The sequence below is a fragment of the Anaerococcus kampingae genome (assembly GCF_046365475.1).
Taxonomy (GTDB): Bacteria; Bacillota; Clostridia; order Tissierellales; family Peptoniphilaceae; genus Anaerococcus; species Anaerococcus kampingae.
This window is the reverse complement of the sequence record NZ_JBGMEF010000018.1, coordinates 98,886-111,504: the sequence shown is the minus strand read 5'-3', so window position 1 is coordinate 111,504 and position 12,619 is coordinate 98,886. Positions and strand designations below refer to the sequence as shown.

Here is a 12,619-nt window from a genome sequence, read left to right as displayed (position 1 = left end):
TTCTCCTCACATTGTCATAATTTTTTCTGATAATTTTTTTATATCTTGATATTTTTTTGAAACAACTTCTAAACCTTCTAAATATTCTAAACCTTTTATCTTAGGAAATACTATTTTATAAGCTAATAAAATTTGATTATTTATATTTAACCTCTCTTTTAAAATCTTATTTACAGATGGATTTCCATATTTACGATCTCCAATTATAGGTGTATTATTTTCTTTAAGTGAAAACCTAATTTGATGAGTTCTTCCTGTAATTAATTTACATTCAAGAAGAGAGTAAGTACCATTAGACTTTATCGGCTTAAAATATGTAAGTATTTCCTTTCCTTCTGAAGACTTTTTAACCTTATTTTTATCTTCATTTTTAGAAATTTTTGTATCAATTTTAAAATCTTTATTAACTTCACCAGCCACTATTGTTAGATAGTATTTATCTAATTTATTTTCTTTAATAGCTTTGTTTAATAATCTCAAAGCATTTGAATTCTTCGCTCCAATTACTAGACCAGCAGTATTTCTATCAAGTCTATTAACAACCGCTGGTTTAAATGTTTTATCGGACATATCAAATGATTTTGTCTTGTAAAGATATGATAGCATATTATCAACAAGATTATTTCCATAATCTTTCTTAGAAGCAGAGTGAGTCAATTGTCCTGCTTCTTTATCCATAACCACTATATTATCATCCTCATAAATTATATCTAAATTAAAATCTTGAGGTATAAAATCGGTTTTACTTAGCCATTTTTTATAATTTTCATCGCTAATGTACATTAAAACCTTATCGCCTTCATATACAAAATCATTATTCTTCGCTCTTTTGCCATTTATTTTGAAATTTCTCTTTCTAATATTTTTAGATATAACCGATAAAGGAGCATTTTCAAAATATTTTCTTAAAAACCTGTCAAACCTTTGATTGCCTTGATTTTTACTAATAATAATTTCTATCATACTAATAACTCTTATTTACATAAGAATCTATTAAAGATTCCCTAATTTCTTCATCAAAGGCATTATTACGCCTAAGTTCTTCTAGTATTTTTTTACTTTTTGAATGGAGGATTAAATTCTTACAGCACTTAACTGAAATCTCAAAAATTTGACCTGTTAGTCTCTTGGATTTTAAATTAATAAAATAAGAATCTATATTTTCATAACCTACTATTTCTAGTAGAGCACATGTAGCCAGATCTTTGAGATAATAATAATTTTCTCTATCATTAATTAACTTTGAATATACTTTTTTCTTTTTAGTTGAATTTTGACATTTAAAAGCCTTGGAGTTGGCTATTTTAGCCATTATATTATAGTACTGATAATTATATACGGCTTCTTCTAGTGATACTATATTAGAAAAAGGCTTTAAACCTAATTTTACTATAAATTCATAATTCCTATCTAAAAACTCGTCTTTATCAATTTTTTCTTCTGTCAATAAACCTATTGAGTCTAATCTCCAATTTTCAAATAAATCTAATTTGTTTTTTTCTAATAACATAATAAAAAACCGTCTCAAAGAGACGGTCTAAATTAATCCTCTAATTTCAATTCAATGATTTCTGATTGGCCTGCTTGAGGAACGTCTTCTTTTTTCCAATCTAGTCCTAGATAAATATCTGATTTAGAATATTCTGAAAGACTACTTAATCTTTCAATTAGATCGTTAATGTTATCATTATTAATATCAACTATATCATATATACCATCGATATAAATTTTTCCAATATCATAGTCTCTTGCTAAAATACCTGATATAAATCCAACTAAAGAATCAACTGATCTAATCTTGTAAGATTTAGCATTAATTAGTCTTATTTTATGATCAAGTATTCTAACTTGGTTGTCTTCAGTATCAACAAATACTATATTTGAATTACCTTTTTCTTTTTCTAAGTTTGCTTCTTCAACTAGATATTTTGTCTTACCTATTCCTTGTTGTCCTACTACTAAATAAATCATAATTTTCCTCCTTGATTTTTCTATAAATTTCTTTTTGGCTTTTATCGCCCTGATTAATATTGTTATCTTGCATGTAAGTAACGATCTCATCTCTTATTAACCACCGAGACCTATCCCAGTTACAAAATATAGAGTCTTCTTTAGGTGCTCTACCAACAAGCCTTGCTATAGCACAATCAGGGCTAATATATCTTAAAAACTCAACTACGTTTTTTTGATATTCTTCTTTTGTTTTCAAATTTATTTCATTATTTTCATACATCTTAGCCAATTTCGTATTCTTGATAATAAAAAGTGAATGAATTTTTACTTCTTTAACATTTAAAGCATTTAAAATTCTGGCAGTTTCTATAGTATCATCTATATCATCCCAAGGCATTGCCAAAATCACATGAGTTGATATCCTAAATTTGTACTTATCTATCAGTTTACAGGCACTTATGAAATCTGCCAGGGACTCACCCCTATTTAATATTTTTAAAGTTCTATAATTTGCTGTTTGTAAGCCTAACTCAAATGTTATATCAATGCCTGTTTCATCGTGAAAACTTTTCAAAAATTTTAGCTTATCTTCACTTATACAATCACTTCTAGTAGCTATCGATATTCCTACGATATAATCTTTTTTGCAAGCCTTAATCATATCTTTAAACACTAAAATACTCATATAAGTATTTGAAAAGTTTTGAAAATAAGCAATAAATTTGTTTGCTTTGTACTTATTTTTTATATACTTGTAGTTTTTTTCAAGTTGCTCATCTACAGTCATGGATGAGGGTAAATTTTCAAAAGAACCTCCACTTTCGGAGCAATAGATACAACCACCAAAACCACATGCACCATCTCTATTTGGACAAGTTAAGGATAACTTAATTGGAAGCTTATATACTTTTTGTCCATAGGTATCCTTATAATAAGTACTAACTGAATAATAAGGAATGTTCGCCATTAGTTTTCTTCGTCTTCTTGGTTAATTTCCTCATTATATTCATCAATCAAATCATCAATCATTTCATCTGTCCAATAATGTGAGAATAAATGATAAACCTCATCCATTTCATCATCATCTTCAATCATTGATAAATCAATATCCTCGCTATCATATATATCAGTATAATTAAATATATAGATATCTGAAGATTCTCCTGACAATAAAGCTATATATTCTTTTTGATCTACGCTAAAAATATCTATTAAAAGACACTCATCAGTAGAATCGCCTAAATCGATTTCAATTACTGCTTTACCCTTGTTCTTATTAAAGATTACTTCATGACCATGAAGATTCAATACCTCAGTCATACATTCTCCTTACTTTTTCTCATATTAGATAACACTTTTCCAATTAAGTCTATGATTTTTTCTATATCATTAATACGACTATGAAAACATTCATCATCTTGTTTATATTTTACCCCTAATGAGACAATGTTCACATTCACTTTGTCAAATATCATGCTTGAATCTAACGAATACTGAGTCTTAACAACTTCTAATGATTGATCAAAAAGCTCATTGTAAGACTCTTTAAAACAATCTCTAAGTTCGTGATTAGAGTTTTTCCATCTTGGTATTAACAATTTTTCATTAAACTTCGATCCTGATATCTTAGTGGCTAAAATTGTTTTTTCAAGCATCTGATTCATACTTTCTTCTGTAAGTGATCTCAATACCAAAATAATATTTATTGAATGCCTCAAAGATTTAGTTGTAGCTAAGTTTGATGATGATATAGTTTGATTATCTATACTATTTACAGCAAAAGTTCCTGATGGTAATAGTTCAATTAATGAAGCTAAATGATTAAAAGATTCTGTTGTAATAGGATCGATATTTTTATCATCAATTTTTTGACACTCTATATGCATATCTGGTTCATATCTTAAATTTTTTTCTATAACTTCATTTTTTATTATATCAAAGATATTTTCCAGCTCATTTTCATAGTCAGAATTTATAATAAAATCTATATCTGCATATGATGGGATATTATCATACCTATCTCCCGCCGATATAGAGACCATCTCAAGATCAACTTTCGCCTTCATCTTCCTAAGAATACTCATAATGAGCTTTATAGAATTAAGTCTAAGCTTATTAATGTTTTCTCCCGATCTACCGCCAATGAGCTTACTTATAGATAATCTATAACTTATAAATCCATAGCTTGGTCTAAATCTTTTTATAGGAACCTTAATTACCGATAAAATTAAAGATGAAAATTCATCTGCTAAGCAATCATCCTGTCTCAAATTAAGGTTTATAATATTATCACACCTTAAGTACCTCCTAATCAAAGAATAATCTGACGTCTTATCTTGAATATTATTCTTTGTAATTAAGACATCAAAAGATTCATCTGAATACATTAGCAAATAATTAATTAATATAGCGGAGGTAATTATATTGATATTAGACTTGCTAACTATTGATTCCTCATCATCGACATCAAAAATATCAAAATATACCTTTGATAAACTATCTATATTTAGATGCAATAATACGAGAGGATTATTCCCTTTTTTTATATAATAAGAATCCTCAATTTTTTCAATAGAGCAAAATTTTTCAGTAGCCGTTTTTATTATTGCATCTACGACGTTTGGAAGTTCTTCTTTGTTTTTAATCTCAACCTTTAATTGATCTATATAATTTTTTAAATTAGAATTTCCACTTTCGTTTCCCATAAGAACTTCCTAGTAATATTTTTTTACCTCAACTTTTTTCGCAAGGTCTGCTATTTTCTCGAGGTATTTTTCTTGTCTTTTCATCATAGTATATGTTTGATAAACTTGGTCTTTTAATTCATCAAAAGATTTTTCTTTTTCATTTTCTAAATCTTCAAGTTTTATAATATGATATCCAAATTGAGATTTAACTGGCTTAGAAATCTCACCTACTTCTAATGAATCAAGACCATCTTGAAATTCCTTAACCATAACTCCCTCAGGAAATTTTCCTAATGAGCCACCACTAGCTGCTGAAGGATCTTTTGAATACTTTTTAGCAGCTTCTTTAAAATCAAGACCTTCTACGATTTCACTATAGATGTCGTTGGCCTTATCCTCAGAATCAATCAAAATATGACTTGCTTGGTATAGCTTTTTGGGAGAAAATAATTTTTTATTATCTTCATAGTATTTTTTGACTTCTTCTTCATCTACACTAATATCACTAAAAATTTTGTGCATAGCATAGTTTTTTAACATATTATCTTTTACTAAGTTCAATTCTTTTTTAAATTCTTCATCTTCTTCAAATTTGTTTTCATAAGCATCGACTAATAGTATTTCCTGATTAACCATTTCGTCAGTTAAAATTTTGATGCCTTCTTCATTTTGAAATCTTTGATTTTGTTCGATATTAGCCATGAAGTTATAAACGTCTTGCTCATATATCTTTTTGCCATTAACTTCAGCTAACAATTTGTTATTATTATCCATATTTACCTTTCGTTTAGTTCAATCCTATCCTTGTATATTATTATATCTTTGTTTTTATAAAGCCTACCTATAGCTCTTTTAAATGAAGACTTGCTCATAGCAAAATATGAGTAAATCTTTTCGGGTGATGACTTATCTGAAAGTGAGACATATTTATTTTCATACAGATAGTCTAATATCTTATCGCTATCATTGTCAATTTCTAGATAGGCGCGTTTTCTTAAGGATAATTCAATTTTGCCATCACTTTTTACTTCTTTTACCCTAGCTTTAACAAGCTCACCTTCTATATAGACCCCTGATAATTCTTTAATCCTTATGAGACTATCATATTTTTCATCTATAGCTACAAAAGCACCTATTGATTTATTTATTGAGTAAATTCTTCCTGTCACTGTGTCATTTTCTTTAAAATTGTGGTCGGTTGATAATAAGTCTCTTATTTTGCTTGTCAGAAAAACATAGCCATCTTTTTCCTTAAAAGCTACTGGATAAGTCATATCCTTATTTATTTTATATGTTCTTTCCTCAAATGGTAAGAATATGTGGCCTCCTTTTATTTCGAAGTAGACCCCTTTTTTATCAATTTCTACTGCTTTTAAAGAATATATATGATCAATTTTGTAGGCTAAACCTCTTGTTGCTCTGAGTACATTATTTAAATCGTAATAAAGAAAAGCTTCTACTGAATCGTTTTGTTTTAACCCCTTCACTTGTTCTTTATCAATAACGGCATCTCCCTTTCTGGTCTGAAGATATGCTTTATTTTTTGTAAATCTTTTTATTTTAAATTGTTTTATATTATTCTCCTATGTTAGTGAATCAAATGTAAAGCCCTCACCTAGTACTTCAGAAACTGAATAAGTAAATATAAAGGCCCTATCATCAATAGTTAATATATCGTCTTTAATTGAAGGGAATCGTCTGACATTAGTAACAGTCATTATAACTTCCTGATTTCTATGAGAAAATCCACCTTCTCCCTTTAATATGGTTACTCCTCTTTCATGTTTGTTAATTAAACAATTATTAATTTCATCATATTTTTCAGAAATTACGACAATTGCAATTTTTCTTCCGAATCCTTGTATAAAATAATCAAGGCCAACAGATTGAATCATTATTGCCAAAGTTGCATATAGTGCCCTCTCTGTGCCAAATATCACTGCTGAAAGTGACACAACTACAAAATCCGACATAAATAAACATGCATGTAAGGCCAACCCGAATTTTCTATTTAGGATTGCTGCTATTAAATCTGTTCCACCAGAAGATGCTTCGTGATGAAAAACTATACCCAATCCTAAAGATACTATTATTGATCCAAATATGATATTAATAATTATGTCATCACTCAAAGAAATATCCGGCATAAACATTTCAAAAATTATTATGAATCCTGAAACAGATAGCGATGAAATCAGTGATCTTTTAGCAAAGTCAAAACTAATAAATATTACTCCTGCTATCAAAACTATGACATTCAAAATTAAGTTGACTAGACCAAGGTTAAGAACTGGAAAAGCAGTTGATATGACAAGAGCAAACCCAGATAAACCACCTGCAGCTATATCATTACTTAATAAAAAGAAATAAAGACCACTAGCAATCAAAAATGATCCCAATAAAATTAATAAGTATTTTTTCATTTCTAACTCCATTTATTATACTAAAATCGTATCACAAATTGAAGAATTATTCAATTAATAATAAGAAAAAGCGCTACTGCAAGATAAATAAATAGACTAAAAGCATTTTTCATTTTACTTTGCTAAACTTTAATCGTTTATAGCAAGCTTTTTTAGAAATTTCTGCTATAGATATTATTTATTTCTTTTTTGCAATAGCACCTATCTTATACAGCCCAATTTGGGACTATATTATTAAAATTATCATACATAGCGAATATTGCTTCTATCTCTTTATCTTTTAATTTTGATTCTTTATTATTTCTAATGTTTAATAAATCTTCTAAAAGAGCAGTCGCTTGATATAGACTTAGTAGCCTAAAAAATTTTCTTGGTGGTTTATTAGAATCGTGATATGAATATAAGGTAGCTTTTGCAAATTCAGGATGACTAATTGCAATTTTATTTATTTCAATAAAATCTACTATTCCATCCCCGTATTCTAGAGATTTGATTGCTCTTAAATCTAAATTATCTTTATTGTATACTCTAATATTTTTATCACTAATATCTTTGTAAAGCAAATTAACGGCTGTATTTTCAGTAAGATGCCTATTCGCACTTATAAAATCTGTTAGAATATAATCATCATCTTTTATCTCTCCAAGACCATGCTTATAAAATATTTGGTTAGATTTTATTAGAAACTTCTTCTTCCAATCTATCTTTTGATCAGGTTTTAAAGAGTGTAGCCTTTTTAAGGCCTTTCCAAATTTTTCTCCAAGTTCTTCTTTAAACTCTTTATTTGCATTCTGAAGAACATCCCTAAGGGCTACCTCATCCCTAAATTCATATATTTTATACGATCTTTCAATATCAGGCATAATCCCTTTTTCATAGATATCAAGAGGATTTAAACCAGCACTTTCTAAAATTTCATTGACAAAGGTTTCGTTATTTATATCGTCATACTCAGCTAAATCATATAGAGAAAATACATATGCTTTTTCATCTATAATAATTTTATATTTACTAGATCCTATTTGTTCTATATAATCAACTTTGTTTATATCTTTAAAAATATTAGTGTGCCCTAATATCTTTTTTATATCATTAGGCATGAGAAATCACCTTCATTTAATTCAATTTATTTATTATGTTCAATAACCATCTTTTCTACATCGCTTGTTAGTTCTTGATCAATTGCTTTCTTAGCAAATTCTTCTTCTTCAGATAAACTTGATTTTAATATAGTATCTTTAATTTCTGCAATCTTTGCAGAAGATCCAGAAAACTCATCTAGACCTAGACCTAGTAGTAATTTTGTTGCTTCTGTATCACCAGCAAAGGCTCCACACATACCTGTCCATTTTCCTGCTTCATGCGATACATCTATAACATGTTTTATAGCTCTTAAAACTGCAGGATTATAGTTTGAGTACATATGAGCAATATTTTCATTTCCTCTATCTACTGCTAGGGTATATTGGGTTAAGTCATTAGTACCAATTGAGAAGAAATCAGCATATTTTATAAATTTATCTGCCATGATTATAGATGCAGATGTTTCTACCATTATTCCGACATCTAGGTCTTTATTATAAGAAGTACCTTCTTTATCTAGGTCTTTTTTAATTTCTTCAATTAATTCAATTGATGACTTAAGTTCATCTATATTGACTACAAATGGAATCATTATCTTTAGATTTCCATATGCAGAAGCTCTAACTAGAGCCCTTAGTTGGGTTTTAAAAATATCTTCTTTATCTAAGCAAAGTCTAATAGCTCTATAACCCAAGAACGGATTTTCTTCAACAGGGAATTTAAAATAGTCAAGTCCCTTATCGCCACCTATGTCTAGAGTCCTAATTATAAGCGGTTTTTCTCCAAGCATTTCAGTAGCTTCTTTATAGACTTCAAACTGTTCTTCTTCAGTTGGGAAATTAGTATTTTCCATATATAAGAATTCAGTTCTAAATAATCCAACACCATCACAACCATTTTCTATAGCAAGTTTCAAATCTTCTATATTTCCGATATTAGCAGAAACCTCTATATGCTTTCCATCTTTTGTGATAGCTTTCTTATCTTTTATAGTTTTTAGTCTTTCTTTCTTTTCAACTTGTTCTTTAATTAGACTTTCATATTTTTCCAACTCTTCATCACTTGGATCAACTATAAGAATTCCCTTATTGCCATCTAATATAGCTTTTTCTCCACCTGCAACTTTTGTAGAAACATCTCCCATACCTACTAAGGCTGGCATGTCTAAAGTTTGGGCGATTATTGAAGTATGACTTGTTTTACCACCTAAATCTGTTGCAAAACCTACCACTGCTTCTTTATCCATATTAGCTGTATCACTTGGAGTTAGTTCTTTAGAAATAATTATTGATTGTTTTTCAAGCTTAGATAAATCTTTAGGTTTTATACCTTTTAATTTATACATAACTTGGTATCCAATATCTTGGTAATCGCTTGCTCTTTCCTTTAGATATTCATCATCTAAGGCGCTCATTATTTCAACCATTTCTCTAATGGTTTCATCAAGAGCTTGTTCTTTATTTTTTAATTCATTTTTTATCTTGGATTCTATTGTATCTGAAAAATATGGATCTTGAAGTAATTCTTTGTGGGCATTTGCTATATTTATTTGTGCTTCTGTCGGGTTTTCTAAATTGCTTAGCTCTTCCACATATGAATTAATAGCATCCTTAACCTTTTCAAATTCAGAGGCTTTTAATTCTTCACTAATAGTACTTTTGTCAATTTCAATTTCTTCTCTGGTAAATAAGTATATATTACCAATTGCATAGCCTGTACTGGCTTTTAGACCTTCATATGTCTTAGTCATATGCTATTTCTCCTTTATCGTATTCTAAAAAAAGGATACTACGAAAGTATCCTTTTATAGATTTTATATTATTCAGCTAAGTTTTCTACAAATTCAACAAGTTCATCAGCGAATTTTTCATCATCATCGCCATCAACTACAAGTTTGATTTCTGTACCTTTAGCAATGCCTAGGCTCATAACGTTGAAGATACTCTTTGCATTTGCTTCTTTATCTTCTTTTATGATTGTTACTTCTCCTGGATAGTTTTTTACGAATTGTACTAATGATGCTGCTGGTCTTGCGTGTAAACCTGTTTCATTTGTAACTACTACTGTTCTTTCTGCCATTAAAATCCTCCTAAAATGTTTTTCATATTTATATTGTACTTTATTTTATGACTTTAACAATTAATTAATTTATAACTTTAGATGATTCTCTTTGATGTATTTGAGCATCTATTACCCAATCATCAACAAGAATCTCACCTTCTTGCTTTATCCTTTTTATAAGAGCTCTGATAGATATAGCTCCAATATCGTAATAAGGAATTGAAACTGTAGTAAGCTTTGGTCTATAGACGCTTGCTATTTTACTGTCTCCAAATCCAACTACTGATAGGTCATCTGGAACTTTTATTCCATTATCAACACAGTAGTTCATAAATCCAATAGCTATTTCATCATTTACGCAGGCAACAGCGGTTATAGATTCCTTTCTAATTAATTCTATAGCCTGATCAGCCATTCTATAACCATCATCGCTTGTTATACCATCAATCCTTAAAATATAAGAATTATCAGCTCCTACTGCACTTTCGTAACCTTTTACCATTGAATCGTTAATTACATTTTGTTCCTTATCTGCAACAAATAATATTTTCTTATGACCTTGTTGAGTCAATGACTGTACTAGTCTATTTTCTTCAGATTCAAAATCAATTTTTACTGTTTTTATGTTTTTATAAGAATGATACTTATCTAGAAGTACAAAAGGAATTTTTGTTTCCCTAAGTTTGACTAAAACTTCTGTAGATATATCTTCTGTTATAATAACTAAACCTTCAACTTGTTTAGTAGCTAAAAAATCTATAGAGTTTTCAAGCTGTTTATCCTCTCCATATGAAGATGATAAGATAATATCGTACTTATATACTCTACCTATTTCTTCAATACCTCTAATAAGTTGGGCCATATACTCGATACCGATGTCTTTTACAATCACGCCTACTAGATTAGATTTTCTCATTACTAAAGATCTGGCTAACTCATTAGGTTTAAAGTCTAATTTGTTAATAGCGTCAACAACTTTTCTTCTAGCCTCAGGACTTACTGGTTTTGAATTGTTCATTACTCTTGAGACTGTCGAAATTGACACTCCCGCAAGCTTAGCAACGTCTTTAATTGTTGGTTGTCCCATAACTCCTCCATTCAGCACAAAAGCCATCAATTTTGATGGCTTAAATCTTAACCTGCAATTACGTTTCTTACGATATCGATAACATCCATTATCAATGATGAATAATCAGTAATTGATGCGACACCTGCTCCAAAAGTATCGACACTATCAACAGCAGTTATTCCAACATAATTGACGGTATCTTTTATATCATCTGTTATGCTATTTACACTTGTCATAGTTTCATTTACTTTTGCTATTGCCATTTTTAGATTAGGATCTGTAACAATGCCATTTACATTATTTACTAAATCGTGTGCTTGGTTAGTTAAATCAGGTAATTTTTCAATTACTTGATCTATGTTATTTGAGTTTTTATCTAAAACTTTTTGAGCGCTTCCTAACAATTTATTCACTTTAACTAGTACTAATACTAAGAAAACTAGAGCTAGTATAGCTAAGATTGTTATGATAATATTGCCGAGAAGATTAAAATCTATCGTTACTTGCATTTATGATCTCCTTGACTTTTTACTTGTTTTGGCTTGCTTTTTTATCGTTTTCTTTTACCTTTTGTGCTGTTTCTTTAGCTTCATCTTTTACTTCTTTAGCGTCTTCTTTAACTACTTCTTTTGTTTCTGATGCTTCTTTAGAGATTTCATCTTTCTTTTCATCAGCAACTTTTGATATTTCTCCGGCGCTTTCTTTTACTATTTCTTTAACATCTTTTGCGCCTTCTGCAAGTGAATTTTTCACATTCTTAGAAGCATCTTTAATTTGTCTACCAGTATCTTTAGCTACTTCTGCGCTATATTCTATACCATCTTTGATTGGTTGAAGATCAGTATATGCTCTATATTTTAAATCTTCATATCCATCTTTTGCTTGATCTATAACATCACTGGTAGTTTCTTTTACAGTATCTACTGTATCATTAAAAGCTTCCTTGATATCCTCTCTAGTTTCTTTACCAGATTTTGGAGCGAGTAATAAACCAGCTGCAGCACCTACCAATAATCCCGCTAAGGCTCCTTGGCCTCTCATTCTGCTATCACGGTTTTTTGCTTTCCAAATTTCATATTTTATTTCTCTTTGTTTAGCTTTCGCTCTGCTTTCAATATAATCTGCTATTGACATATAATTCTCCTTTGTATTTTAGTCTTATTACTTATTACCCAAATATAAGTTTTTTAAAACAAAAAATTATCCTAAGGTGGCCCTTACTTTAAGACCTTCCCGTATGTGAAGGTGGGCAAGCTGTCTAAAATCATCTGACTTCCACTCTAAGGAGGCTTGTCATAGAAGTTAGAACTCCGCAATCCCTTATAAAAGCTGTAGGTTTAAAT

15 protein-coding genes are annotated in these 12,619 nt (G+C 29.4%); all 15 read right to left on the bottom strand.

Features of this window, described 5'->3' with window-relative positions:
• Nucleotides 1-6: 6 nt before the first annotated feature.
• A complete protein-coding gene (locus tag ACCQ42_RS04340) occupies nucleotides 7-963 on the bottom strand; it encodes an RluA family pseudouridine synthase (protein ID WP_106460204.1) in 957 nt (318 codons plus the stop codon).
• Between the two features lies 1 nt (nucleotide 964).
• On the bottom strand, nucleotides 965-1,510 hold the full coding sequence (locus ACCQ42_RS04335) for a DUF6648 family protein (RefSeq protein WP_106460203.1): 546 nt from the start codon (nucleotides 1,508-1,510) through the stop codon (nucleotides 965-967).
• Between the two features lie 32 nt (nucleotides 1,511-1,542).
• On the bottom strand, nucleotides 1,543-1,971 hold the full coding sequence (locus ACCQ42_RS04330; RefSeq protein WP_106460202.1) for a hypothetical protein: 429 nt from the start codon (nucleotides 1,969-1,971) through the stop codon (nucleotides 1,543-1,545).
• On the bottom strand, nucleotides 1,934-2,920 hold the full coding sequence (gene mnmL, locus ACCQ42_RS04325; RefSeq protein WP_106460201.1) for a tRNA modification radical SAM protein MnmL/YtqA: 987 nt from the start codon (nucleotides 2,918-2,920) through the stop codon (nucleotides 1,934-1,936). The genes ACCQ42_RS04330 and mnmL overlap by 38 nt, the downstream gene beginning before the upstream one ends.
• Nucleotides 2,920-3,273 carry a DUF1292 domain-containing protein gene (locus ACCQ42_RS04320; RefSeq protein ID WP_106460200.1) on the bottom strand — a complete coding sequence of 118 codons (354 nt, stop codon included), beginning with the start codon at nucleotides 3,271-3,273 and terminating at the stop codon, nucleotides 2,920-2,922. Before ACCQ42_RS04320 ends, mnmL begins: the two co-directional genes overlap by 1 nt.
• Complete coding sequence (locus tag ACCQ42_RS04315; protein WP_106460199.1) at nucleotides 3,270-4,658, bottom strand: zinc-binding metallopeptidase family protein; 1,389 nt, start codon at nucleotides 4,656-4,658, stop codon at nucleotides 3,270-3,272. The genes ACCQ42_RS04320 and ACCQ42_RS04315 overlap by 4 nt, the downstream gene beginning before the upstream one ends.
• Before the next feature lie 9 nt (nucleotides 4,659-4,667).
• Nucleotides 4,668-5,414, bottom strand: coding sequence for a peptidylprolyl isomerase (locus ACCQ42_RS04310; RefSeq protein WP_106460198.1), 747 nt, complete (start codon nucleotides 5,412-5,414; stop codon nucleotides 4,668-4,670).
• A 2-nt stretch (nucleotides 5,415-5,416) separates the two neighbouring features.
• Nucleotides 5,417-6,214 carry a S1-like domain-containing RNA-binding protein gene (locus ACCQ42_RS04305; RefSeq protein ID WP_410035595.1) on the bottom strand — a complete coding sequence of 266 codons (798 nt, stop codon included), beginning with the start codon at nucleotides 6,212-6,214 and terminating at the stop codon, nucleotides 5,417-5,419.
• Between the two features lie 9 nt (nucleotides 6,215-6,223).
• Nucleotides 6,224-7,063, bottom strand: coding sequence for a YitT family protein (locus tag ACCQ42_RS04300; RefSeq protein WP_106460196.1), 840 nt, complete (start codon nucleotides 7,061-7,063; stop codon nucleotides 6,224-6,226).
• A gap of 206 nt (nucleotides 7,064-7,269) precedes the next feature.
• On the bottom strand, nucleotides 7,270-8,163 hold the full coding sequence (locus tag ACCQ42_RS04295; RefSeq protein ID WP_410035491.1) for a kanamycin kinase: 894 nt from the start codon (nucleotides 8,161-8,163) through the stop codon (nucleotides 7,270-7,272).
• Nucleotides 8,164-8,189: 26 nt separating this feature from the next.
• Nucleotides 8,190-9,896 carry a phosphoenolpyruvate--protein phosphotransferase gene (gene ptsP, locus ACCQ42_RS04290; RefSeq protein ID WP_106460194.1) on the bottom strand — a complete coding sequence of 569 codons (1,707 nt, stop codon included), beginning with the start codon at nucleotides 9,894-9,896 and terminating at the stop codon, nucleotides 8,190-8,192.
• A 68-nt stretch (nucleotides 9,897-9,964) separates the two neighbouring features.
• On the bottom strand, nucleotides 9,965-10,225 hold the full coding sequence (locus tag ACCQ42_RS04285) for an HPr family phosphocarrier protein (protein WP_265212348.1): 261 nt from the start codon (nucleotides 10,223-10,225) through the stop codon (nucleotides 9,965-9,967).
• A gap of 64 nt (nucleotides 10,226-10,289) precedes the next feature.
• Nucleotides 10,290-11,294 carry a LacI family DNA-binding transcriptional regulator gene (locus ACCQ42_RS04280; protein WP_410035490.1) on the bottom strand — a complete coding sequence of 335 codons (1,005 nt, stop codon included), beginning with the start codon at nucleotides 11,292-11,294 and terminating at the stop codon, nucleotides 10,290-10,292.
• Nucleotides 11,295-11,341: 47 nt separating this feature from the next.
• Nucleotides 11,342-11,785: a DUF948 domain-containing protein gene (locus ACCQ42_RS04275; protein ID WP_106460191.1), complete on the bottom strand. Its 444-nt coding sequence runs from the start codon at nucleotides 11,783-11,785 to the stop codon at nucleotides 11,342-11,344.
• Between the two features lie 19 nt (nucleotides 11,786-11,804).
• Nucleotides 11,805-12,410: a YtxH domain-containing protein gene (locus ACCQ42_RS04270; RefSeq protein ID WP_106460190.1), complete on the bottom strand. Its 606-nt coding sequence runs from the start codon at nucleotides 12,408-12,410 to the stop codon at nucleotides 11,805-11,807.
• Nucleotides 12,411-12,619 lie beyond the last annotated feature (209 nt).